Genomic DNA, 23,859 nt, shown 5'->3' on the forward strand with positions numbered 1-23,859 from the left:
AGGGCATCTGCATACAGGGCGCGCTCATGGCGTCCAGGCACAGCAGGCGAGGGCCGGTGCGATGCCGGGACTGATCACCAGCCCGGCGGCCGAGCGCAACAAGGGCCCCATCCTGGCCGAACTGCTGCGCCTGCTGCCGGTGCGCGGCCATCTGCTGGAAGTGGCCGCCGGCACGGGCCAGCATGCGGCGCACTTTGCTGCGGCCCTGCCGGAATGGACCTGGTTGCCCACCGAGCCCGACGCCACCATGCTCTCCGCCATCGCGGCGCGCACGGCCGATCTGCCGCAGGTCGCGGCGCCGGTGGCGCTGGATGTGCGCGAGGCCTGGCCCGTCGCCCCGGCCAGCCTGGACGCGGTGTACTGCGCCAACATGGTCCACATCTCCCCCTGGGGCTGCACCGAAGGACTGATGCACGGCGCGGGCCGGGCGCTGCGGCCGGGCGGGCTGCTGGTGCTCTATGGACCCTATGTGGTCGAGGGCGAGCCGCTGGCGCCCAGCAATGCGGCGTTCGACGCCGACCTGCGCCGCCGCAACCCCGCGTGGGGACTGCGGACGCTGGCCGATGTGACCGCGCAGGCGGCCGAAGCCGGACTCGATCCGATGGAGCGGTTGGACATGCCGGCCAACAACCTGTTGCTGGCTTTCAGGCGGCGGGGGTGAGGCGCACGGCGTGCTTCGCGGCCCGCCGACGGCGGCAGGCGAGGGCGGGTTGCAATCCTACGCAGCGGCACGCCGGCGTCCCTCGCGCCTTCCCCTGGCGCGGATTCATAGTGCATGCGCAAACTGCTCAGACACCCATGCGCATCACCAACATGCTGGCCGGCGTGGCCGTGAAGGACCTGGATCAATCCATTGCCTGGTATGCGCTGCTCATCGGCAGCGCGCCCGTGCGCCGCGACGCCGAGATCGCCGAATGGCGTTTCGAGGGTGGTTGCTGCCTTCGTCTTGTGCGGCAGTCCGCCGGCGGTACGGGCGCGTCGGTCACGATGGTGGTCGACGACCTGGACCAGCAGCTGGAACAGATGGATGGCGCTGGCGTGCGCCCCACCCGGCGCCAGGATGCCGACGCCGTCCGCATCGCCTTCCTGCGCGATCCCGATGGCAACCAGCTGGTGCTGGCGCAGGTGTTGAGCGCGGCGCTGGCGTGCTGAGCGCTTCTTCCAACCTTTTGAACTTCCGGTCGGTGCTTCGTCAACCGCGCTGACGGGCGTGCGCCTCGATCTGCTGGACGAGGGGATGGTGCTGCCCTCGCCGTGACCGGATCAGATGGATTTCTTCCTGAAGTTCGTCACTGCGACCGAGCAGCCGGAGCCCCCGCATCAGCCCCAGGTCTCCAGCCCCTAGCCGGCTGACGGGAAACACCCCCAGTCCGCGGGCCGCGAACACCGCCAGCAACGCCGAATCCTCGAACTCGCCCGCGACGCGCGGGCGCATGCCATGGCGCTCGAACCAGCGCTCCAGCTGCGGGCGCAGCGCGGAATGTGCGGTCGGCAGCAGCACGGGCAGATCGCCCAGGCTCTGCGGAAACTCGCGCATGGCGGCGGCGCGCACCAGCGCCGCCGGCCCCCACCAGTCGACCGGTGCCTCGGCGATGCGATGGCTGCTCAGCCGCAGGGCCGGCCTGGAGGGCGCCGGCTGGCCAGCCAGCACCATGTCGAGGTGGTGCATGGCCAGCTCGCCCAGCAGCTGTTCGAGCTCGCCCTCATGGCAGACCAGGCGCAGCGCGGGGGTCTGCAGCACCGGCTCCACCATCGCATGGGCGGCCAGCTTGGAGATGCCGTCCGACAGCCCGATGGCCAGGCGCACCGCCGGCTCCGTGGCGGCCTGGCGGACCAGCTCGGGCAGCTCCTGGCCAAGCTGGAAGATCTCCTCGGCCCGCTGCAGCGCGGCCATGCCCGCTTCGGTCAGCGCGACGCTGCGGCCCTCGGGCTTGAGCAGCTGGTGACCCAGCGACTTCTCCAGCTCGCGCACCTGGGCGCTCACCGTCTGCACCGCCACGCCCAGCCGGGCGGCCGCCTTGGAGAAGCCGCCCTCGCGCGCCACGGTCCAGAAGTAGTGCAGGTGCCGGTAGTTGAAGTCGTAGGACGCCATGCCTTGAAGTTTCGTAAAAACCGAAGAGTCGTTCCACCTCCGGCTGGTTTTTCTTGAGCGGACGGCTGGGCATCATCGCCGCCAGTTCCACTCCATCACCACCGACACCATGGAAACCCTGCTCTCCTTCCTTGCGGCCGACTTCCTCGGCCGGCCGGCCGGCCTCTGGCTGGCCTTCATGGCCATCGTGGTCACCCTGCTGGCGCTCGACCTGGGCGTGCTGCACAAGGGCGACCGCGAGATCGGCGTGCGCGAAAGCCTGCTGCTCTCAGGCGGCTACATCAGCGTGGCCCTGCTCTTCGGCGGCTGGGTCTGGTGGAGCCTGGGTGCGCAGAGCGGCATGGAATACCTCACCGGCTTCATGATCGAGAAGTCGCTGTCGATGGACAACGTCTTCGTCATCGCGCTGATCTTCAGCTTCTTCGCCATTCCGCGGCAGTACCAGCACCGGGTGCTGTTCTGGGGCATCCTGGGCGTGATCGTGCTGCGGGCGCTGCTCATCGGCGCAGGCGCGGCCCTGGTGACGAACTTCAGCTGGGTGCTGTACTTCTTCGGCGCCTTCCTGGTGTTCACCGGCATCAAGATGTGGCGCATGGCCGATGCCGAGCCTGACATCGCCAGCAACCCGGTGCTGCGCTTCCTTCGCGGCCGCATGCGGGTGACCGAGGGCCTTCGTGGCAATGCCTTCACGGTGAAGGAGGTCGACCCCAAGACCGGCCGCGTCGCCCGCTTCGCCACGCCGCTGCTGCTGGCCCTGGTGCTGATCGAGATCGTGGACCTGGTGTTCGCCGTGGACTCGGTACCGGCCATCTTCGCCATCACCACCGACCCGTTCATCGTCTACACCAGCAACATCTTCGCCATCCTGGGCCTGCGTGCGCTGTACTTCGCGCTGGCCGCGATGATCCATCGATTCCACTACCTCAAGTACGCGCTGGCCCTGGTGCTGGTGTTCATCGGCACCAAGATCTTCCTGGTGAACTTCATCGGCAAGTTCCCGCCGGTGATCTCGCTGGCGGTGACCTTCGGGCTGATCGCGGGTGGCGTGCTGTACTCGCTCTACCGGACGCGCGGCCAGCAGGCCGAGACGCCGCAGTTGCCCGGCCCGTCCGCCGCGCGCTGACCGTCTGCAGTCCCGCACGAAGCGGCCGGGATGGGCGCCCCGGCCGCTTTTTTTTTGGGCGGCGTCGGGCGCTCAGCCGCCGGACTGCATCTGCTGCAGCGCCTGCTGCCCTGCATAGAGCGCCGACATCATGGTGGGGAAGGTGCCGAGCGATTCGCACAGCGGCACGTCCTCCTCGTCCAGGCGTTCGACGATCAGCCAGGCATAGCGGCGGTAGGGTGGTGGCGTCTGCGCGGCGAGGACGGCGAACTGCTGGGAAGGCGACATGGCCGGCAGCTTGGCGGGCTTTCAAGTCGGCCTCATGAAGGCGCCGGTGGCGGCCCTGCGGCCGGGAGCGCCATGTCCGCCGGGTAAGCTCGCGCCCCATGAAGCGCAGCAGCCCCGCCCGACCGTCCAACGCCAAGACCCCTGCGCCTGCGCCCCAGCCGGTCGCAGCCGGCGGGCAGGCCCTGGCGGTGCTCGCGCGCATCGAGACGCTGTGGTCCTCGCTCGGGCCGGTGGGGCAGCGCATCGCCAGCTTCATCGCCAACCATCCGCGCGAGGTGGTGCACATGTCGGTGAGCGAGGTGGCCGAGCGAACCGGCTCCAGCGAAGGCAGCGTGGTGGGCCTGTGCAAGAACCTGGGCGCCACCGGCTTCCAGCAGGTCAAGATCGCCCTGGCGCAGGAGATCGTGCGGCCGGTGCAGTTCATCCATGAGGACCTCGACCCGCAGGACACGGCGGCGGCCGTGATCCGCAAGATCTTCCAGAGCAACATCCAGACGCTGCACGACACCCAGGCCTCGCTCGACGCGGCGGCGCTGGAGCGTGCGGTCAGGCTATTGCGCCAGGCCGAGCGCATCGAGATCTACGGCATCGGCAGCTCGGCCACCATTGCCGAGGATGCGCACTACCGCATGCTGCGCATCGGCCTGAATGCCAAGGTGGTGGTCGACTCGCATGTGCAGGCGATCTGCGCCTCGCTCACCGATGCGAAGGTGGCGGTGCTGACCATCTCGCATTCGGGCAGCACGCACGAGACGGTGACGGCCACGCGGCTGGCCAAGGAGGCGGGCGCCTCTACCGTGTGCATCACCAACTTCGGCAAGTCGCCGCTGCAGGCCTTCGCCGACGTGGTGCTGTTCACCATGGCACGCGAGACCCATTTCCGCACCGAGGCCATGACCAGCCGGCTTGCGCAACTGGCCATCATCGATGTGCTGATCGCGTGCCTGGCGCTGTCGGACTACGACACCGCCGTGCGCACACTGCGCCAGACCTTCGACGTGCTGTCGATCAAGCGCTACTGAGCCGTATCGGCGCCAGGGGCAGGGCCGCCAGTTCCGCCACGGAGGCGGCCTCGGCGCCGGCGGCATCGCCCACCAGCACGCAGGACAGTCCGAGCCGTGCCGCGCCGGCGGCGTCGGTGGCGGGGTTGTCGCCCACCACCAGCGTGCGGGCCGGATCGGCGCCGAGGCAACGCAGCCCCTTTTCGAAGAGAAGCGGCTCGGGCTTGCCCACGACGTACCAGGGCCGCACGCCGCTGGCGGCCTCCACGGCGGCCAGCAGGGCGCCTGTCTCCGGCACCAGCCGCCCCTGCGGGCCCGGATGGCTGGTGTCCGCATTGGCCACCAGCAGGCGAGCGCCGCTGCGCAGCTCGTGCACCACGGCCGACAGGCGGGCATGGCTGAAGCGCAGGTCCAGCGCCAGCAGCACCACCTCGGCTTCGGCGGTCACCGGCCGCAATCCGCGGCCCGTCGCGAGCCGCTGCAGGGCCGCGCTGCCGACCACCATCACGCGCGCGCCGGGCTGCTGACGCGCCAGCAGCTCCACGGCGCATTCGCCGGCCAGCACGATGCGCCCGGGCGGCACGCGCAGGCCCAGCCGCCGCAGGCGAAGCGACAGGCCCTGGGCCGTGTGCGTGGAGTTGTTGGAGACGATCGCGAAGCGGCCCTCGAAGCGTGCGAGCAGCTCGGCCGCGCCATCGACGGCCTCGTTCTGCCGCACCAGCGTGCCGTCGAGGTCCAGCAACAGGTGGCTGGCCTGCGCCAGGGTGTCCCAGGCGGACGCGATGTTCTCTTTCTGTTTGCGCTGCGGCGGGTGGGCGAGGGAGGCCAAGATGTTCATGAATCGTCGTGAGGGCAGGCGGCGAGCGGAGAGGGCGTCGGCGTGGGGCGCGATTCTATTGAACAAAGCTCAGTCTTTTTGATTTTTTAAAATGAGCTAATTTCATTTCTCTGTCATCTTGGATTCCTAAGCTCACCGGCATCCGAGCGGCACCGGCCCTCGTCCCCCCTCAGCAACGAAGGAATCCACCATGAAGAAGCTCCTGGCCCTTGCGGCTGCCGCCGTCTCGCTCGCCGCCGTGCTGGCCTTGCCCGCAGCAGCGCAGACCGTCGCCGACGGCTCGCGCGAGCATCCGCTGCGCGTGCTGCTGATTCCCGCGGATGGCGGCACCGAATCGGGCACCAAGGCCGACTACGCGCCGGTCTTCAACGCCGTGAGCCGGGCCACCGGCCTGAACTTCGACCTCAAGGTGGGCCAGTCCTACGGTGCCGTGGTGGAGGGCATGTGCAACCAGCTGGCCGACATCGCCTTCTTCGGGCCGGTGTCGTACGTGCAGGCCCACAAGCGCGGCTGCGCGCAACTGCTGGCCGTGGGCGTTGAGAAGGGCGCCTCGGTCTACTACGCCGGCATGTTCGCGAAGGCCGATGCGCCCATCGCCACCATCGCGGACGTCAAGGGCCGGCGCGTGGCCTTCGGTGACGTCAACTCGGCCTCCAGCTTCACCTTCCAGGTTGCGATGCTGCTGGATGCGGGCATCGATCCGGCGCGCGACCTGGCCGCCATCCGCATGACCGGCAGCCATGCCAGCAGCCTGGCGGCGCTGGTCCAGGGCCAAGTGGACGTGGCCTCGCTCTCCTTCGATTCCTACGAGAAGGCGGTCAAGCAAGGCGCCGTCGATCCGAAGACCATCAAGGTCGTCGCCCGCAGCATGGCCATTCCCTATCCGCCGCTGGCCCTCAACGCCCGCCTGCCAGAGGCGATGAAGACCCGGCTCAAGGAGGCCTTCCAGACCGTCAACAAGGCGCCGGGCGTGACGCCGGAAATGATCCGCGGCTACGGCGGCGCACGCATCGACGGCTACGACACCCGCTTCTCGGAGGACGAGTTCAATGTGGCGGCCGAGAAGCTGGGCCTGCTGACCGACGACCTCAAGGGCCGCATCCTCGCCAAGGCGGCCGAGCGTTGAGCGCCGGCGCCCGCACCACGATCCACGCTGCCGAAGGCCCAACCATGCTGTGCTTCGACTCGGTCGCCCTGCGCCACGCCGATGGCACCCAGGCGCTGGACGGTGTCTCGCTCGACGTGCCCGCCGGCCAGTTCTGCGTGGTGCTGGGGGCGTCGGGTGCGGGCAAGTCCACGCTGCTGCGCACGGTCAACGGCCTGGCCCGGCCCACCGTGGGCGAGGTGCGGGTGCAAGGCACGCCAGTGGTGCCGCGCAACCTGGCCCGCCTGCGTCCGTGCATCGGCATGATTCACCAGCAGTTCAACCTGGTGGCGCGGGCCACGGTGGCGCAGAACGTGCTGTGCGGCGCGCTGCCGGCCATGCCGCTCTGGCGCATGCTGCCGGGGCTGTTCACCGACGAGGCCCGGCGCAAGGCCTGTGCGCTGATCGAGGCCGTCGGCCTCGGCGAGGAGCATCTGCTGCGCCGGGTGAGCGAACTCTCCGGCGGGCAGCAACAGCGCGTCGGCATCGCGCGCGCCTTCATGCGCGATCCGCCGCTGGTGCTGGCCGACGAGCCGGTCGCCAGCCTCGATCCGCAGACCAGCCACGACGTGCTCGACCTGCTGCGCCGACAGGCGCGCGAGCGCGGCGCCACCGTGCTGTGCAGCCTGCATCAACTCGATCTGGCGCGCGAGTTCGCCGACCGCATCGTGGCGCTGCGCGGAGGCCGCGTGGTGTTCGACGGCGTGCCGCAGGCGTTCGGGCAGGGCGCCTTCGAGGCGGTGTACGGGCGCGCGGCCGACGCGCCTCCTGCGACCGGGGTAGCGGCAGGCAGCTGCGCGTCCCCTGCGCCGGCCCTGTCGCCGGCGCCGCAGCCCGCGTTGCCGGTCGGTCTTCTGGAGCTTGCGCCATGACCCTCCCCGCATCCCTCGCGACCGACGCGCAGGCGCCCGTGCGCCCCGCGGCGCAGTGGGCCCTGCCGCAGCCCTTCGGCCTGCGCACGCTGCTGGTCCTGGCGCTGGTGCTCGCCGGCGGGCTCTGGGCCGGGCAGCGTGTGGAACTGGGCCGGATGCTCTCGCTCACCGGCGAAGGCATGCTCGCCGCCGTCGGCCTGCGCGAGCAGTCGCAGGTGCTGAACGGGCTGGGCACCATCGCCCGCTCGCTCTTTCCGCCGCAGATTTCCGAGCGCACCGAAGTCGCCCGCATCGAGGGCTTCGATCGCCAGCAGCTGCCCTGGCTTTCGCACATCGAGACCGTGGAGATGCACGAGCCGCGGCTCAATCCGCAGACCCTCGCCATGGAGGACCGGGTGGTGCGCCAGGAGGTGCTGGTCGAGCCGCTGGGCTACCTGTGGCATGTGGCGGCCAAGATGCTGGAGACCTTCGAGATCGCCGCCTGGGCCACGTTGATCGCCATCGTGCTGAGCGCGCCGCTGGCCTGGTGCAGCGCCCGCAACTACGCGCCCAACCGGCTTGTCTACGGCGCTGCGCGGGCCGTGGTCGGCCTGCTGCGCGCGGTCCCCGAGCTGGTGAGTGCGCTCTTCCTGGTGCTGGCCTACGGCTTCGGTCCCATCGCCGGCGTGCTGGCGTTGGCCCTGCACGCGGCCGGCTTCCTCGGCAAGTTCTACGCCGAGGACATCGAGACCGCCGACGACCGCCCGCAGGAGGCGCTGCGTGCCATCGGCGCCGGCCCACTGGCGGTGATGCGCTTTGCCGTGCTGCCGCAGGTGATGCCGGGCTTCATCGCCTACACGCTCTACGTGCTGGACCGCAACGTGCGGATGGCGACCGTGGTGGGCCTGGTGGGCGCAGGCGGAATCGGGCAGGAGCTCAAGGGCCGCTACGACATGTACAACTATGCGCACGTCGGGACGATCCTGATCGCGATCTTCCTGACCGTGCTCCTGCTCGACCGCGTCGCCGCCCGGCTGCGCAGCCGCTATGGCTGAGCCCTGATCCCGCCCCGGCCGCCTCGACGCGCGGCTGTCCGCGCGCCGGCCTGCCTCCGCATTCCGCTTTCCTCGTCCGCCCGATTCCGTGGAGGCTGCCTGGCCCTGCGGATCGGCCCTGGCCGCGCCCTGCGCGCGCCTCCTTCTCCCCTCGTGTCCTTCGATCCAAAGGAAACCCCATGAAGACAGCATCTTCCCGGTACGGCCTCGCTGCGGCGGGCCTTCTCCTGTGCCTGACCCTCGGCGCCTGCGGCGGTGGCAGCGGCGGTGGTGGCGGCCTGGCCTTCCTGCCCGGGCAGGGTGCGCCGGCCGGCAACGGCAGTGGCGGTGGCACACCGCCCGCCGCGGGCGGCGGCACGGCCGCCGAGCCTGCGCTCAAGTGCGCGCCCTGAGCCCCCGGCGCACCGCCTTCTTCACCGAACCCCCTGTCGTCCCTGGCGTTGAAAGAACCCCATGAACTCCTCTTCCCGTCGCGATTTCTTCCGCAAGTCGGCCGGCGCGCTCGGCGCGGCCTCGGCCCTGAGCGTGCTGCCGCCCGCCATCCGCAAGGCCCTGGCCGTCGAGGCCGCTGTCGACAAGGGCACCATCGATGACGTCAAGCACATCGTCATCCTGATGCAGGAGAACCGCAGCTTCGACCATTACTTCGGCACCCTGCGCGGGGTGCGCGGCTTCGGCGACCGCTTCCCGCTGCCGCTGTCCACCGGCAAGCCGGTGTTCTACCAACCCAACCCGAGCGGCGGCGCGGACATCCCACCCTTCCGTCGCGACTCGCGCATCGCCAATGCGCTGATCGGCTCGGGCACGCCGCACAACTTTCCCGACCAGCAGGCCGCCTGGAACCAGGGAAAGATGGACCGCTGGATCCAGTTCAAGAACCAGGCCACGATGGGCTACTACCTGCGCGACGACATCCCGTTCCAGTTCGCGCTGGCCGATGCCTTCACGCTGTGCGATGGCTACCACTGCTCCATCCTCACCGGCACCGATCCCAACCGGATCATTTTCTGGTCGGGCTCCAACTTCAATCCGGAGCTGCGCAAGAAGGGCATCAACAGCACCGATGCCGATTCGGAGCCCGTCAACTCGCGCTGCTGGCCCAGTCCCTCCAACTGGGTCGCCGGCCGCGCGCAGCAGGCGGACGGCTCCGGCCAGGTCGATCCCGGAACGGGCGCCTACAACTACAAGTACGTCAACACCGCCTTCAAATGGGACACGCTCCCCGACGTGCTGCAGCGGGCCGGCATCAGCTGGCACATCTACCAGAACATGAACAACAACTGGACCGGCGCCATGCACGGCTGCCTGGCCTTCCAGAGCTTCCGCACCGCGCAGCCGGGCTCGCCCATCTACGAGCACGGCCTCACGGGCGGCCCGGCCACCGCCGATGGCGCGACCAACTTCCTGGCCCAGCTCAGGCAGGACGTGATCAACAACACGCTGCCGCAGGTCTCGTGGGTGCTGCCCACGCAGGCCCTGGCCGAGCACCCGGGCAGCAGCGAGGGTGTGGCCGGCGCGGCCGACTTCATCGCCGATGTGCTGGACGCGCTCACCGCCAATCCGGCCGTGTGGAGCAAGACGGTGCTGTTCGTCACCTTCGACGAGAACGATGGCTTCTTCGACCACGCGGCCATGCCCGCCGTGCCGTCGTACGACGCCAGTGGCAATCTGATGGGCAAGTCCACCGTGTCGCTGGAGGGCGAGTACTTCGACGCCTCGGTCGGCAGCTACCTCAAGGCCGAGGACACCACCAGCGGCAAGACCCGCCCCTGGGGCCTGAGCTCGCGTGTGCCGATGTACGTGGTCTCGCCCTGGAGCAAGGGTGGCTGGGTCAACTCGCAGGTGTTCGACCACACCTCGGTGGCCCGCTTCCTGGAACAGCGCTTCCGCATCAGCGTGGACGCCATCAGCCCCTGGCACCGTGCGGTGTGCGGCGACCTGACCTCGTGTTTCGACTTCGCCACGCCCAACGACCCGGTGGTGCCCAGGCTGCCCGACACCAGCAACTACGCGGCGATCAATGCCGCGCAGCGCCTGCTGCCCACCTCGCCCGTGACCACGGCGCCGGCCACGCCGCAGCCGCTCTACCAGGAGACCGGCACGCGGCCCTCGCGTGCGCTGCCGTACGAGCTGCACACCAGCGCGCGCGTGGAATCGCGCGGCATGGTGCAGCTGATCTTCAGCAACACGGGCAACCAGGGCGCCGTGTTCCATGTCTACGACAAGCTGCACCTGGACCGCATTCCGCGCCGCTACACGGTGGAGGCCGGCAAGCAGCTGTCGGACTACTGGGACGCCGGGGCCACCGATGGCGGCAAGTACGAGCTGTGGGTCTACAGCAGCAATGGCTTCGTGCGCACCTTCAAGGGCGATGCGCTCGCCCAGGACGCGGCCGGCTTCAAGCCCGAGGTGCAGGTCTGCTACGAGCCGGCGGGCGGGCAGGTCTACGTCAAGGTGCGCAACGCCGGCAAGGCCGCCGGCAGCGTCACCGTGACGTCCAACGCCTACCGCAACGACGGGCCGTGGACGCTGGCCGTGGACCCCGGCGCCACCGGCATGCTGCACTGGAACCTGGACGGCAGCGGCTGCTGGTACGACTTCACGGTCGCCGCCGCCGGCATGGAGCGCCGCTTTGCCGGTCGGGTCGAGACCGGCAAGCCCAGCGTGAGCGACCCGGCCATGGCCCTGCACTTGGCCAAGCTCTGAAGCCGGCCACCGCGTCGGAAGAACAAGAGGGGAAGCAGCGTATGAACATGCGACACGACCCACGGCGCGCGGCGCGCCGTGCCGCTCCGCTGGGCCTGGCCCTGGTTCTGGCTGCAGGTGGCGGCCTCGCCGCCGCGCAGCCGGTGGCCTGGGACCCGACCAAGGGAAACCTGGGCATCGGCGACGGCGCCGGCACGACCGGCGTCACCGGCAGCAACAACCAGGCGATCGGCAAGGGCGCCGGCAACGGCGTCGGCACCAACTGGAACCTGGCCATCGGCGAGGCCGCGGGCACCAACGTGAGTGGCGGCAATGCCAACGTGGCCATCGGCTTCAATGCGGGGCAGGGCGTGCTGGGCGGCTGGAACCAGGCCATCGGACGCAGCGCTGGCCAGAACGTGACGGGCAACTACAACAACGCCACCGGCTTCTGGGCCGGCACCGGCGTGACGGGCTCGTACAACAACGCCTATGGCACCAATGCGGGCCGCACGGTCACCGGCAGCAACAACCAGGCCCTGGGCAATGGCGCCGGCAACAACGTGGGCACCAACTGGAACCTGGCCGTCGGCGAGGGCGCCGGCTCCAACGTGTCGGGCAAGAACGCCAACCAGGCCATCGGCTACTACGCCGGCACCAACGTCAATGGGGGCTGGAACCAGTCGATGGGTCGCAGCGCCGGCCAGAACGTGACGGGCGACTACAACAACGCCCTTGGCTTCTGGGCTGGAACCAACGTGACCGGCAGCAACAACGAGGCCTACGGCAGCAACGCCGGCCGCGACGTGGTGGGCAGCGGAAACCAGGCCTACGGCGGCGGCGCGGGCGTGGGCGTGAACGGCAGCAACAACCTGGCGACCGGGCAGGACGCGGGCGTCGGCGTGCGCGGCTCGGGCAACCAGGCCGCGGGCACCATGGCCGGTGCGCAGGTCTCGGGCAGCAACAACCTGGCCATGGGGACGGGCGCCGGCGGCGGTGTGCAGGGCAACCGCAACCAGGCTTTGGGCACCGGCGCGGGCCAGGGTGTCGTGGGCGACGGCAACCTGGCGCAGGGCAGTGGTGCCGGCCGCAATGTGAGCGGCGCCAACAACATCGCCATCGGCACGGAGGCGGGCGCCTATGTGCGCGCCAACCAGGCGGTCTCCATCGGCATCGCGGCACGGGCCAGTGCCGACGACGCCCTGGCGTTGGGCGCCAATGCCACGGCGGCCCATGCTGGCAGCGTGGCGCTGGGTGCGGGCAGCGCGACCACGCGGGGCGCGCAGTCCGGCTATGCGGCGGCCGGCCTGGCCGAGGCGCAGGCGTCGAGCGGCGAAGTGGCCGTGGGCAACCGGCAGATCACCGGCGTGGCTGCGGGCAGCGCGCCCAGCGACGCCACCAACGTCGGGCAGGTGCAGGGCATGGTCGGCGACGGGGTGGCCACGGCCAACGCGCATGCCGACAACGCCGCGGCGCAGAGCCTGGGGGCCGCGCGGGCCTACACCGATCTGGCCGCCAGCCGCCTGCAGAGCCAGATCGACGACAACGCGCGCCGTGCCTACGCGGGCATCGCAGGCGTGGCGGCGATGGAGGCCGCGCCCGCCGTGCCGGGCAAGACCAGCTACGCCGTGGGCCTGGGCAACTACCGCAGCGAGAGCGCCATCGGCGGCTCACTGCGGCACACCACGCGGGACGGCCGCTACAGCGTCACCGTGGGCGTGGGCGCGACCAGCTCGGGCGTGGTGACACGGGTGGCGCTGACGGGCCTGTTCGACTGATCGGATCGAGCGGAGCGCCAACCCGGGGCGCGCGCATTCAGTGCGTGCGCTCGCTGCCCGATGCCGGGCGCTGCCGCTTGTGCCGGTACATGGCCCGGTCCGCATCCTGGAGCAGGTCGTGGATGTCGGTACCGTCGCGCGGCGACCAGCGGGCCAGGCCCGCGCTGTAGCGCAGGGCCATGGCCGGCGGCCGACCCGCGTTGCAGTCGTCGATGACGGCGCGCAGCCGGCCGAGCGCGGCCTCGGCGGCATCGTCGTCGGCATTGCTCATGAGCACGACGAATTCGTCGCCTCCCAGGCGAGCCCCCACGTCGGCCGCGCGGAAGACCCGCCGCAGCGCCTCGGCAAAACGCTGCAGCGCGGCATCGCCCTCGGCATGGCCGAAGCGGTCGTTGATCTGTTTGAAGCCGTTCAGGTCGAGGAAGAGCAGCCGCGCGGGCATGGCCAGCCGTTCGCACACTTTCAGCACATGGCCGCCCAGCAGCTCCAGGCCGCGCCGGTTGCTGAGCTGGGTCAGATGGTCGGTGGTGGCCGCGTGGGCGGCGATCAGTTCCTCGCGCACCATGTCGGCCAGGTCGCGCAGCAGGGCGCGATCCTCCTCGCTGAGGCGGCGCGGCTTGTGGTCGAGGATGCACAAGGTGCCCAGGCGCTGGCCCTGCCTGTCCACCAGCGGCGCCCCGGCGTAGAAGCGCACATGGGGCGCCTCGATGACCAGCGGGTTGTCGTGGAATCGCTCGTCGCAGGTGGCGTCGGGGACCTCCGTGACCTCATCCTGCAGGATGGCATGGCTGCAGAAGGAGATGTCGCGCGGCGTCTGCGGCGTGTCGAGACCCTGGCAGGACTTGAACCACTGGCGTTCGGTATCGACCAGCGAAACGAGGGCAATGGGCACCTGGAACATGCGGCGCGCCAGGCGGGTGACGCGGTCGAAGCGTTCCTCGGGCGGCGTGTCCAGCACGCCCAGGGCGTGGAGGGCGCGCACGCGGGCGGCGTCATCGGGGGGAATGGGGGCAGCAATCATGGCGCGGGTCGAAGGCGCGGCGCGGCGGCCATGGCGGGCGGGCAGACGCCGGCGGGCTTCGCGCGTTGGGATGTCTCCAGGGAGAAGGGCGGCGGCCGGCCGGGGACGGGCCACGAAGCGGTCCATTCTGCGTGCCGTGTCCCGCACGGGGCAAGATCAGCCGAAAGCGCTACTTCCGAGGCTGGCGCCGGCGCCTCAGCGCCAGCCCTTGGCCAGGGCCATCACCTTGCCCAGGTCCATCTGGCTGGCCTGCTGCTGCATCTGCGGCAGGTAGCGGCCCTGCAGGCCCTTGCCCTGTTCGAGGATGCTGGCGTAGCTGTCCTTGAGCATCTGGGGCGAGAAGCTGCGGCCGCCGGCGTAGTAGCGCCGCGCCAGGTGACCCAGCGCATAGGTGGTGGCGAAGCTCATGCCCGAGCTCACGGCCTGTTTGCCGACCCCGCCCAGCAGCCCGCCGCCCATCTTGCCCAGCAGCCCGCCGATCAGCTTGCGGCCGGCCTGCTCCAGGTACTGCGAGGTCAGGCCGACCCCGGCGGTGGCCAGGAAGTCCTTGATGTGGCCGCGGTCGAGTTCGTAGCCGTGGGCCTGCCCGATGGTGTAGACCAGCCTCATCTGCAGCGGAATGATGGCCAGCGTGGACAGGGTCTCGGGCAGCAGTTCCAGCGCGCCACAGGTGATGGCGGCCTTGAGGATGCGGTCGTCCAGTTCGGCGGAGTCCACCGCGGCGGCCGGTCGTGCGGCGGGTTCATCGAGCGGTGTGGGCGCGAGGGCCGCGGCGCCCGCGGCGGCGGCCGGCACCAGGGCGGTCGGGCCGGCCAGGGGCGCCTCGGCCAGCGTGCGGGCTTCGGACTCGAAGGCTTCTGCCGTGCCGTCCAGCGCCAGGACGCGGCGGGCCTCGGCCAGGAAGGCCTGCTCGCGGGGGGACAGGGCGCCGTCGGCATCGCATACGCACACGGCCATCTCGTAGGCCAGTTGCCGGGCGCCGCGCTCGGGCAGTCCCTGTGCCACGTCGGCCAGCGTCACACGCTGCAGCAGCACGTCCTGGTAGAGCGTGGGCAGGTGCACGGCGCCCTCGGCGCCCAGGCCCTGGGCGATGCGGCGGATCTCTTCGCGCTCGCGCTCGTGCTTGTCGCCATCGGCAAAGGCCGCCATCAGGCTGAGCGACAGGGTGGCGCGCAGGGCGGAGGTGTCCATGAAGGCATCCTTTCTGGGTGAAGAACGCCAGTCAGGTAATGGTCAGGCGGAAAAGTTTCCGCCAGGCCAAGGGCGGGCCTTGCGGGCAAGCGGCCCGGCGCCCGGCGAAGGCGACCGGGCCGCCCAAACCGCGCGCCGGCATGTCGCTCAGAACCGGAAGTCCAGGTTGCCGCGCAGGCCCTGGCTGCGGGCGTGGCTGCCGAACTGCCCGGTGTAGGACAGGCGCAGCGAGGCATTGCGCGCGATCTGCGTGGACACGCCGGCCTCGACGAGGGCGGCGTTCTTCGCGATGGGCACGCCGCTCACGCCGAAGGCGTCCGAGCCGAGGAAGCGGAAGCTGGCCTGCGGCGTGGTGTCGCCGAAGGCATGGCGCCAGGCGAGCGAGGCGCTGGCGGTCAGGGTGCGCCCGCCCAGGTTGAACTCGCCCGAGCCGCGCAGTCCCAGGGTGGAGAAGTTGACGTCGGTGTTGCTGCTGCCGGAGCTCAGGGCCGCCACGCCGCCGCGCTCGGTGAAGCCGTCGGTGCGCACCGCCACATGCGCCAGGCCGCCGAAGGGCTCGAGCGCCACCGCGCCGGCGTCGATGCGGTAGCCCGCCTCGGCGAAGGCCTGGAAGGTGCGGGCGTCGTACTTGGCCGACAGGCCATTGGCCAGGCCGCTGAAGACGACGTCGCGGCGGGTGCTCACGTCGCTCCAGGTGTAGGCCGTGCCCAGCCGCACGCCGACGTCGCCGACCTGCGTGCCGCCGTAGGCGCCCAGGGTGTAGCCGTTGGACGAGCCCGACGCGTTGCGCCCGTCGCTGTCGTAAGAGGCATGGCCATAGCCCAGCAGCACGCCGGCCCGGGCCGTGTCGAAGACGGGCAGGTCCGCACCGCCGACGAAGCCACCCGTGTCGTGCGAGAGCGAGGCGGCATTGCCGTTGCCGCTCGTCTTGCCCCAGGTGCCGTAGACGTGGGACCACACGGCCAGGCCGTTGGCGTCGGCACTGGCGCCCGCCGGCGCGGTCGCAGCGCCGGAGGCGGCGCGCAGCCGGTCGATGGCGGCCGTGCGCACGAAGCGGCTGTCCTCCACCATGGCGCCGCGGAGGGAGGCGTGGATCTCGCCCGAGAGCTGGTCCAAGGCGACGCGGGCCTGGGCGTCGTCCGGCAGGTAGCCGATGGCGGTGCGCAGGGCGCCGCCGGCGGCCAGGCTCTGCAGCGCGCCGGCCGTGGTCATCTGGTTGGCCGTGAGCGCCGCGCTGGTGAAGGCACGCACCTGCTGGGCGGCGACGTAGACGCTGCCCGCGTCGGTGCCGGTCGTGAGGGCGTAGAAGGTGGAGATGCTGGTGTCGCCGGTCAGCACGTAGCGGCCGGTGACGCCGCCGTCGGCGGTCAGCACGGTGTAGCGGTCGGTGAGGCTGAAGGGCGCCGTGCTGCCGTAGCGCGAGACCCGCAGCACGGCACCATCGGCGATCTGGGCCGTGCCCTTGACGGCGATGCGGTCGGAGGTGGCAGTGCCGGGCACGAACTCGGCCTCGTAGGTGGAGCCGGCGGCCTGGGTGTAGTTGCCGGCGACCGTGAGCGTGCCCGGGCTGTTGCCGGGCGCCACGGTGGCACCCGACTGCAGGCTCAGGCTGCCCACCGTGCCGTTGCCCGACAGGCGCGCGCCGCTGCCCACCGTCACCGCGGAGCCGGCCAGCGAGCCGTTGACCCGCAGCTCGCCACCCTTGACAGCGGTGCTGCCCGTGAAGGCCGAGCTGTCGCCGCTCAGGATCGTGGTGCCTGCCAGCGCCTTGAGCGTGCCGTTGCCGCTCAGCGTGCTGCCGAACAGCAGGCCCGTGCCCGTGTGGTTGAAGACCAGCTCGCCCGCGCCGTCGCCGAAGACGATGCCGTTGGCCGCGATCACGTTGCCGGGTGCGGCCGCGGCCTGGCCTTCCTGCGCGCCGATCACCAGCTTGCCGGAGCCGCTGTCGTAGGCGATGCGCACCTCGTTGTCGGCCTTGATGGTGCCGCCGTCCGAGACCACGACCAGTGCGTCGCCCGCGTAGCCGACGTAGAAGTTGCCGCGCGTCGGCGTGGTCAGCGCCGTGTTGGCCTTGGCCCAGAGCTGCGAGCCGTTGCCGGTCACCACGGCCACGCCCTTGGAATGGGGGTCCATGCCCACGCCCACCGTGCCGCCCCACGCGGTGGCGCCGTCCGCGATGGTCAGCAGGCCATTGCCGTTGACCGGATCGACGTCGCGCGAGCCGTTCTGCCCGCCGACATAGATGCGCTGCTCGCCGATGAAGCTGGTGCCCTGGCCCGTCACGGTCATGGTGGTGGCCCAGGCGCCGCTCGCACCGACGTAGGTGCCGCTCGTGTAGAGGCTGGCGCCGCCCGAGACCTGGATGTTGCCGCCATCGGCGCTCAGCCAGCCCGAGGACGTGGCCTGCAGATCGTTGGGGTCGGTGGGGTCGCCGATCTCGACGCGGGTGCCGGCGCCCGTGAAGTTGAGCGTGGCCCCCGCGCCGGTGTAGACGCCCGTGCTGCGGATGCGTGCCGTGGCACCGTCCGAGATGGTCAGGGTGCCGGTGGACCCCGGGCTTTCGTTGCGCGCGACGTCGACGCCGGCGGTGTTCTCCCACAGCGTGCCGGCACCGCTCACGGTGAGCGAGCCCGAGCCGCCTGCGGGCGTGCCGCCGGCCACCTCCCAGGTCGGCGTGCCGAGGGCCAGCCGGCGCGACACCAGGTGCGCGCCGTCGATGACGGTGAGCGAGCCGGTGCCGTTGCGGCCGATGGTGATTTCCGAGGTGTTGGTCAGCATCGAGCCGGGGCCGCTGACCACGACGCTGCCGCTGCCGCCCGTGGCGCCGATCACCCCGAGGGCGACGGTCAGGCGGCCACCGCCGCTGATCGTGAGGCGCGTCGTGTCCGCGAGGCTGGTGGCCAGCGAGAAGGCATTGAGGGTGACCGATTGGTCGGCGATCCGGATGCTGCCCGTGCCGTTGAGCACGGCCGTGTCGGTGCTGCCGGGGGCCGCGCCGCCGATCCAGTTGCCGGCCGTGGACCAGTTGCTGCCGCTGGCGCCTGACCAGCTGATGTCGGCGGCATGGGCTGGCAGCCCCCAGATGGACGCCAGCAGCAACGGAAGAGCGAGGCGTTTTGGCAGCCGCACGAATACTTTTTTCCGCAGGGCGTATTTCGTGTTTCCCGGGTGCGGCGGGCGCTTTGCTGAATGTGGGGCCATGGGTGTCATCTCCTTGGTGAAGATCGGACATTGGCGTTGGGTCCGATCAATTGGCTGGGAAATTGAATTGGCAGGCACACCGAGCCGCGGCGCAAAGGCAATGGCTCGCGCGAAATGGATTCAAAAGGAATTGCCCTGCTGCCAAGCGGCATCGGGGCCCGCGACTCAGGGCGCTGCGGCCATGCGTACCGCTTTCAGGACTTGCCGAGGTGTGCCTGCCCCGGTATCGGCGGGTGTGTTTGTCCAGGGAAGAACGCTCGCTTCATGGCGAGGTGGGATGCAGCTTTCAAGCACTGCAGATCGACGGCTCATGCCCCCTCCGGAGACGCATTGTTTTTGATTCGTGGATCGTCGGGATCCGCCATGGAACTGGCGGCCCGCATCCCGGTGAGCGAATAAATCGGCTTTCAATCCGAGAGCGCCATAGCGTATGTTGTCGGCGCGCAGGAGGCAAATATTTTTTCCCGCTTGTTGTTCACGGTCAATTTCACAATTGATCGTGATTAATTGAAACGGTGAATTTGAATCGGAATTTCTGGCAAAGCGGTGCAAGATTTCGAGCCAGAAATCCGAGCAGGATGGCGAGGCCCAGGCGCAGGGGTTTGAGAGAGGAGGGAGTCTGGGAGGCGCGCTTCGGGCCGCCACCTGCGCAGCGCACAGTGCGGACCAGACGAGCCTGGGGCCGCCGCTGGCTCGCACTGGGCCCGGCTGACCAGAGGGCGGGCGAGGCTGTAGTCGAAAAGAAAAAAGCACCTGGATCTTTCGATCCAGGTGCTTGATTCGTTTGTCTGGTGGGCCCTGAGTGACTCGAACACTCGACCTACGGATTAAGAGTCCGCTGCTCTACCAACTGAGCTAAGAGCCCGCTTGCATCGATCTGTCGATCAACTCAGCGAAGAACGCGATTATAGGCAGGCTTTTTCGGCATGGTCAACACCCCTCGCAAAAATTTTTGCCGGGGTGCGGTCGCCCCGTGATCCGGCTCGGTCGCGGCCGGCAAGGCAGCCCCAAACACGCGCGAAGCCGCGCTCCAGACGCGGGCGGGCACCAGCGAAGGGAGAGCGGCAATTAAGTTGACAACTAAACCAATCAAAAGTAATGTTTATATGGCCTCGGCAGACCCTCGTCCGCCAGCCACACCAGGAGCAGACATGAGGATTGCGGTATTGGGTGGAGGGCACGGCTGCTACGCCGCGGCCGCCGATCTGTCGGAGGCCGGCCACGAAGTGCGGCTGTGGCGCCGGGGCGCGCAGGCGCTGCAGCCGGTGGTCGAGGCGGGGAGCATCCGCCTGAAGGACGCGGCCGGGGCACGCGACGTGCCCATCGCCCTGGCCACGGCCGACATCGGCGAGGCCCTGCGCGACGCCGAGCTGATCGTGGTGCCGGTGCCGGCCACCGCCCAGGCCGACATCGCCCGCGCCATGGCGCCGCATCTGGTCGATGGCCAGGTGGTCTTTCTGCCGCCGGGCACCTTCGGCAGCGTGGTCATGGCGCGTATCGTGCGCGAGGCCGGCAACCGCGCGGATGTGGCCTGGGCCGAGACCGGCACGCTGCCCTACCTCGCGCGCAAGCATGGCGAGCGCGAGGTCAACGTCACCATCCGCGCGATCCGCCTGCCGACGGGCGTCTATCCGGCGCGCCATGCCGAGCGGGCCATCGACGTGATCCGCGGCGCCTATCCCGCGGTGCACGGCTGCGGCGATGCGCTCTCGGGCGCGCTGATGAACGCGGGGCCGATCATTCACCCGCCGCTGATGGTGATGAATGCCGCGCCTCTGCAGCACTTCGAGCGGTGGGACATCCACAACGAAGGCACGCAGCGCGCCGTGCGCGAGGTGACCGATCGCCTGGACCAGGAGCGCATCGCCGTGCGCGAGGCCTTCGGCCAGGGCGCGCCGCACTATCCGTTGGCCGACCACTACAACAACGACCGCTGGATGTACGGCGATGCGCATAAGCAGCTGGTGAAGTCCGGCGACTGGCGCGAGAACATCGACCTTTACGGCCACCGCTACATCACCGAGGACACCGAGCTCGGCCTGGCCTTCCTGGCCTCGGCTGCGCGGCATGCGGGTGTGGATGCACCCATCGCGCATGGGCTGCTGGCCATCGTCGGCGGCTTCCTGGGGCGCGACCTGCGGCAGGGGCCGCGCAGCTTCGAGGCGCTGGGTCTGGCGTCGCTGTCCCGTAAGGCGCTGACGCAGCGGCTGCACGATGGCGAATGAGCCGACGCCCATCGCGTCTGCCCGCGAGTCCACCGCGACGGCGCCACTGCCACGTTTCGTCGCCGTCGGCGCCGGCCGCATGGGCCGCGGCATCGCCATCGCCTTCGCCTACGCCGGCCACCGCATCGCCCTCGTCGACCTGCGCCCGCGCAGCGACGAAGCCTGGGCGCGCCTGACGGCCGAAGCCACGGCCGAGATCGAGGGCGCCCTGCGCGGCCTGGCCCGCCAGGGCGTGTTGCGCGAAGCGCAGGTCGCGCCCATCGCCGCCCGCGTGCAACTGGTGCGCGTGGACGAAGCGCCCGCCGCCCTTGCTGCCGCCGAGCTGGTCTTCGAGGGCGTGCCCGAGACGATGGAGGCCAAACGCGAGGCCTTTGACTGGCTCAACCGCCATTGCCGGGACGACGCCATACTCACCTCCACCACCAGCAGCATCCTGGTGACGCAGCTGGCGGCGCTGGTGCGTCGGCCGCAGCGCTTCCTCAACATGCACTGGCTCAATCCGGCCTATGTGATCCCGGTGGTGGAGCTGAGCTGCCACGACGGCACCGACGCCGAAGTGCTGGCCCGCACCAAGGCACTGCTGGAGGCCATCGGCAAGCTGCCCGTGGTCTGCGGCCCCACACCGGGCTACATCGTGCCGCGCCTGCAGGCGCTGGTGATGAACGAGGCGGCCCGCATGGTGGAGGAGGGCGCCGCCACCGCCGAGGAGATCGACAAGGCCACCCGCTTCGGCCTGGGCCTGCGCTTCGCAGCACTGGGCGTGGTGGAGTTCATCGACTTCGGCGGCTGCGACATCCTGCACCACGCCAGCCGCGAGATGTCGCAGACCATCGACCCGGCACGCTATGCCGCGCCTGCCATCGTCGAGGACATGGTGCGCCAGCAGCGCCTGGGCCTGAAGACCGGCAGTGGCTTCTATGCCTATGAAGGCCGCGACCTGGCCGCCTACCGTGCCGACGTGCTCGCCCGCACGCTGGCCCAGTTGCGCAGCGCCGGCCTGTGGCGCGGGCCGCAGGACGAGACGCTGGCATGAGCCCTGTGATCCGCCGCGCCTTCACCGACCTGTCGGTGGGCCAGGTGCACCATGCCGCCTGCGGCGACCCGGCCGCACCCGCGGTGCTGCTGCTGCACCAGTCGCCGCGCAGCTGGCGCGAGTACGCGGGGGTGCTGCCGCTGCTGGGCCGGCACTGGCATGCGATCGCCATGGATACGGCCGGGTTCGGGGACTCGGCGGCGGGCGAGGGGCCGGCCTCCATCGAACACTTCGCGCGCGTCGCGCGCGAGCTGATCGACGCGCTGCAGTTGCCGCGTGTGCATGTGGTCGGCCATCACACCGGCGGTGTGGTCGCCATCGAGCTGGCAGCGCTGGCGCCTGCGCGTGTGGCGTCGCTCGTGCTGTCGTCCACGCCATTCACCGATGCGGCCTTTCGCCAGGCGCGCGCCGCGCGCCCGCCCATCGACGAGGTGGCGCCCAGCACCGACGGCAGCCACCTGATGGCGCTGTGGCAGCGGCGCCAGGGCTTCTATCCGCCAGGCCGACCCGAGCTGCTCGAAGCCTTCGTGCGCGACGCGCTGGCCGTGGCCGACCCCGAGGCCGGGCACCGCGCCGTGGCCGCATACCGCATGGAGGACCGCATCGGCCTGCTCACGCAGGCCGTGTGCATCCTGCGTGCGACGGCCGATCCCTTCGCTGCGCCGCATGCGCAGGAATGGATGCATCACCTGCCCCGCGCCACGCTGCTCGAGATCGAAGGCGGCATGGTCCCGCTGCCCGATCAGATGCCCGAGGCCTTCGCGGCGGCGGTCCATGGCTTCCTCTCCGGGTTGCCGGCATGAAGGCCTGGCGCGTCCATGCCTGGGGCCAGCCGCCGGTGCTGGAAGAGGTGGCCGATCCGCAGCCGCGCGCCGGCCACACGCTGGTGCGGACGGCGGCTGCGACCGTGGCCCATGTGGACCGCACCGTAATGGGCGGCGGCTTCCTGTCGCCGCCGCCGCTGCCCTACACGCCGGGCGTGGAGGCCGCGGGTGTGGTCGTGCAATCGGAACACTTTGCGCCCGGCGCGAGCGTGTGGCTGCGCGGTGGCGGACTTGGCACGCGGCGCGACGGGACGTGGTGCGAACTGATCGACGCGCCGGACGAGGCCATCGGCCTGCTGCCGGAAGGCATGGACATGGCGCTGGGTTCCGCCTTCTTCTCGCCCTGCACCTCGGCCTGGGTGGCGCTGCGCCATGTGGCGGACATGCAGGCTGGCGAGCGCGTGGGCGTCATGGGCGCCAGCGGCGCCGTCGGCAGCATCACGCTGCAACTGGCGCGCGCATGGGGTGCCGACATCGTCGATGCGCCCAGCGCCCAGGAGCCGGTGGATCTGCTGGTCGATACCGTCGGCGGCCCGGTGCTGGAGCAGGCGCTGTCGGCTGTCACGCCAGGTGGGCGCATCGTGCTCGTGGGCTACACGGCGGGCGAGCAGGTGGGCCTGTCGCTGCCGCTTCTGATGCAGCGCGATGTGCGGCTGTTGCCGCTCAACATGTACCGCCGCGAGGCGCAGGGCCGGGCGGCGGCGCCGCAGCTGCTCGAGTTGTTGCGAGACGGCATGTTGACCTTGGCCACGCAGCGCTTCGCGCTTGAACGGGCAGTGCAAGCGCTGGCATGGATCGCCCAGCGCGGACATCGGGGCACGGCGGTGCTGGCCTTCGACTGAAGACGCCGGCGTGCGCGGCCCACGGCGCGCATGCCGAGCCGGCGCGGCGCCCCCGGCACTCAGCGTCAGTCATTCCGCGTCTTCGCCGTCCTCGGCCTGGTCGGCATGCAGCGCGATCATCTGCCGTAGCGTCTTCTTCAGCTCCTCCGCCCGCTCCAGCCCGAAGGGCTCCAACACGCGGTGTTCATGCTCGCGCGCGAGCTTCATGAGATGGGCCACGGCCTCCGCGCCCTGGGGCGTGATGCGCACCAGCGTGATGCGGCGGTCACTCTCATGGGGCAGGCGCTCCACCTGGCCCTTGGCCTCCATGCGGTCGAGCAGGCGCGTCACCGTGGGCTGCTTGGTCACCGTCACCTGCGCCAGGTCGCCGATGCTGATGGCCTCGCCATCCGCCAGCGAGGCCATCACCCGCCATTCGGACACCGAAAACCCGTGTTGCCGCGCGACCTTGTGGAACTCGCCGGAGATCAGCTGGCTCGCCTGCGCCAGCAGGGCGGGCAGGTAGTCGTCGACGAACAGGCGCGATTCGGGGGCGTGCAATGTCATGGCCGGAATGATCCTCTCGCTGGCATACCGATTGCTTGGCTAGGGTAATGCATGATTGTGAATAGATTCAGGTCTAAATAGAGTTGGATCTTGCCACCCCACGATTGGAAGCGCCGTACGCGTTTCCCAGGAGAGCAGTCAC

At 70.2% G+C, this 23,859-nt stretch carries 21 protein-coding genes and 1 tRNA gene; 14 read left to right on the forward strand and 8 right to left on the reverse strand.

Annotation, left to right across the window (positions count from 1 at the left end):
* Positions 1 to 61 precede the first annotated feature (61 nt).
* The gene (locus tag ACT54X_RS08005; RefSeq protein WP_476345882.1) at positions 62 to 661 is read left to right on the forward strand and encodes a DUF938 domain-containing protein; all 600 of its coding nucleotides are present in this window, start codon (positions 62 to 64) and stop codon (positions 659 to 661) included.
* Between the two features lie 137 nt (positions 662 to 798).
* Positions 799 to 1,152, forward strand: a complete 354-nt coding sequence (locus tag ACT54X_RS08010; protein ID WP_354319639.1) for a VOC family protein — start codon at positions 799 to 801, stop codon at positions 1,150 to 1,152.
* Between the two features lie 40 nt (positions 1,153 to 1,192).
* On the opposite strand, the gene ACT54X_RS08015 is transcribed toward ACT54X_RS08010, so the two are convergent.
* The gene (locus ACT54X_RS08015) at positions 1,193 to 2,092 is read right to left on the reverse strand and encodes a LysR family transcriptional regulator (RefSeq protein ID WP_294371677.1); all 900 of its coding nucleotides are present in this window, start codon (positions 2,090 to 2,092) and stop codon (positions 1,193 to 1,195) included.
* Between the two features lie 109 nt (positions 2,093 to 2,201).
* On the opposite strand from ACT54X_RS08015, the gene ACT54X_RS08020 reads away from it, so the two are divergent.
* The gene (locus ACT54X_RS08020) at positions 2,202 to 3,215 is read left to right on the forward strand and encodes a TerC family protein (RefSeq protein ID WP_294371674.1); all 1,014 of its coding nucleotides are present in this window, start codon (positions 2,202 to 2,204) and stop codon (positions 3,213 to 3,215) included.
* A gap of 72 nt (positions 3,216 to 3,287) precedes the next feature.
* Here ACT54X_RS08020 and ACT54X_RS08025 read toward each other — a convergent pair whose 3' ends face one another.
* On the reverse strand, positions 3,288 to 3,482 hold the full coding sequence (locus tag ACT54X_RS08025) for a hypothetical protein (protein WP_354319640.1): 195 nt from the start codon (positions 3,480 to 3,482) through the stop codon (positions 3,288 to 3,290).
* 98 nt (positions 3,483 to 3,580) lie between these two features.
* Here ACT54X_RS08025 and ACT54X_RS08030 point away from each other — a divergent pair, with 98 nt between their 5' ends.
* Positions 3,581 to 4,504, forward strand: coding sequence for a MurR/RpiR family transcriptional regulator (locus ACT54X_RS08030; protein ID WP_294371670.1), 924 nt, complete (start codon positions 3,581 to 3,583; stop codon positions 4,502 to 4,504).
* Here ACT54X_RS08030 and ACT54X_RS08035 read toward each other — a convergent pair.
* The gene (locus tag ACT54X_RS08035; RefSeq protein WP_476345886.1) at positions 4,491 to 5,321 is read right to left on the reverse strand and encodes an HAD-IIA family hydrolase; all 831 of its coding nucleotides are present in this window, start codon (positions 5,319 to 5,321) and stop codon (positions 4,491 to 4,493) included. The two genes, ACT54X_RS08030 and ACT54X_RS08035, sit on opposite strands and share 14 nt — an antisense overlap.
* A gap of 190 nt (positions 5,322 to 5,511) precedes the next feature.
* Between ACT54X_RS08035 and ACT54X_RS08040 the strand changes: the two genes are divergently transcribed.
* From ACT54X_RS08040 to ACT54X_RS08065, 6 genes are all read left to right on the forward strand, one after another.
* Positions 5,512 to 6,447 (forward strand): phosphate/phosphite/phosphonate ABC transporter substrate-binding protein, encoded by a 936-nt coding sequence (locus tag ACT54X_RS08040; RefSeq protein ID WP_114803084.1) that lies wholly within the window; start codon positions 5,512 to 5,514, stop codon positions 6,445 to 6,447.
* A gap of 44 nt (positions 6,448 to 6,491) precedes the next feature.
* Positions 6,492 to 7,337: a phosphonate ABC transporter ATP-binding protein gene (locus tag ACT54X_RS08045; RefSeq protein ID WP_476345888.1), complete on the forward strand. Its 846-nt coding sequence runs from the start codon at positions 6,492 to 6,494 to the stop codon at positions 7,335 to 7,337.
* Positions 7,334 to 8,371 carry a phosphonate ABC transporter, permease protein PhnE gene (gene phnE / locus ACT54X_RS08050; RefSeq protein ID WP_354319645.1) on the forward strand — a complete coding sequence of 346 codons (1,038 nt, stop codon included), beginning with the start codon at positions 7,334 to 7,336 and terminating at the stop codon, positions 8,369 to 8,371. Before ACT54X_RS08045 ends, phnE begins: the two co-directional genes overlap by 4 nt.
* Positions 8,372 to 8,550: 179 nt before the next feature.
* A complete protein-coding gene (locus tag ACT54X_RS08055) occupies positions 8,551 to 8,763 on the forward strand; it encodes a hypothetical protein (RefSeq protein ID WP_294371655.1) in 213 nt (70 codons plus the stop codon).
* Positions 8,764 to 8,824: 61 nt separating this feature from the next.
* Positions 8,825 to 11,077, forward strand: a complete 2,253-nt coding sequence (locus ACT54X_RS08060) for a phosphocholine-specific phospholipase C (protein WP_476345890.1) — start codon at positions 8,825 to 8,827, stop codon at positions 11,075 to 11,077.
* A 41-nt stretch (positions 11,078 to 11,118) separates the two neighbouring features.
* On the forward strand, positions 11,119 to 12,834 hold the full coding sequence (locus ACT54X_RS08065; protein WP_476345892.1) for a YadA family autotransporter adhesin: 1,716 nt from the start codon (positions 11,119 to 11,121) through the stop codon (positions 12,832 to 12,834).
* Positions 12,835 to 12,871: 37 nt separating this feature from the next.
* On the opposite strand, the gene ACT54X_RS08070 is transcribed toward ACT54X_RS08065, so the two are convergent.
* The 4 genes from ACT54X_RS08070 to ACT54X_RS08085 all read right to left on the reverse strand — a co-directional run bounded on the left by ACT54X_RS08070 (position 12,872) and on the right by ACT54X_RS08085 (position 19,112).
* Positions 12,872 to 13,855, reverse strand: coding sequence for a sensor domain-containing diguanylate cyclase (locus ACT54X_RS08070; RefSeq protein ID WP_294371649.1), 984 nt, complete (start codon positions 13,853 to 13,855; stop codon positions 12,872 to 12,874).
* A gap of 195 nt (positions 13,856 to 14,050) precedes the next feature.
* Positions 14,051 to 15,046: a YcjF family protein gene (locus ACT54X_RS08075; protein ID WP_294371648.1), complete on the reverse strand. Its 996-nt coding sequence runs from the start codon at positions 15,044 to 15,046 to the stop codon at positions 14,051 to 14,053.
* A gap of 147 nt (positions 15,047 to 15,193) precedes the next feature.
* Positions 15,194 to 18,145: an autotransporter outer membrane beta-barrel domain-containing protein gene (locus tag ACT54X_RS08080; protein WP_476345894.1), complete on the reverse strand. Its 2,952-nt coding sequence runs from the start codon at positions 18,143 to 18,145 to the stop codon at positions 15,194 to 15,196.
* An 891-nt stretch (positions 18,146 to 19,036) separates the two neighbouring features.
* Positions 19,037 to 19,112 (reverse strand) — tRNA-Lys (locus ACT54X_RS08085).
* 286 nt (positions 19,113 to 19,398) lie between these two features.
* On the opposite strand from ACT54X_RS08085, the gene ACT54X_RS08090 reads away from it, so the two are divergent.
* The 4 genes from ACT54X_RS08090 to ACT54X_RS08105 are packed head-to-tail and all read left to right on the forward strand — an operon-like array spanning position 19,399 to position 23,171.
* Positions 19,399 to 20,472, forward strand: coding sequence for an NAD/NADP-dependent octopine/nopaline dehydrogenase family protein (locus ACT54X_RS08090; protein WP_294371481.1), 1,074 nt, complete (start codon positions 19,399 to 19,401; stop codon positions 20,470 to 20,472).
* A complete protein-coding gene (locus ACT54X_RS08095) occupies positions 20,462 to 21,505 on the forward strand; it encodes a 3-hydroxybutyryl-CoA dehydrogenase (protein ID WP_294371480.1) in 1,044 nt (347 codons plus the stop codon). The genes ACT54X_RS08090 and ACT54X_RS08095 overlap by 11 nt, the downstream gene beginning before the upstream one ends.
* Entirely contained in the window at positions 21,502 to 22,308 is an 807-nt protein-coding gene (locus tag ACT54X_RS08100; protein WP_294371478.1) for an alpha/beta fold hydrolase, read from the forward strand. Before ACT54X_RS08095 ends, ACT54X_RS08100 begins: the two co-directional genes overlap by 4 nt.
* A complete protein-coding gene (locus ACT54X_RS08105) occupies positions 22,305 to 23,171 on the forward strand; it encodes a quinone oxidoreductase family protein (protein ID WP_476345897.1) in 867 nt (288 codons plus the stop codon). The genes ACT54X_RS08100 and ACT54X_RS08105 overlap by 4 nt, the downstream gene beginning before the upstream one ends.
* Before the next feature lie 69 nt (positions 23,172 to 23,240).
* Here the strand turns inward: ACT54X_RS08105 and ACT54X_RS08110 are convergent, their stop codons facing one another.
* Positions 23,241 to 23,717: a MarR family winged helix-turn-helix transcriptional regulator gene (locus ACT54X_RS08110; protein ID WP_476345899.1), complete on the reverse strand. Its 477-nt coding sequence runs from the start codon at positions 23,715 to 23,717 to the stop codon at positions 23,241 to 23,243.
* Positions 23,718 to 23,859 lie beyond the last annotated feature (142 nt).

It is taken from the genome of Pseudacidovorax sp. DMC4, assembly GCF_056314265.1.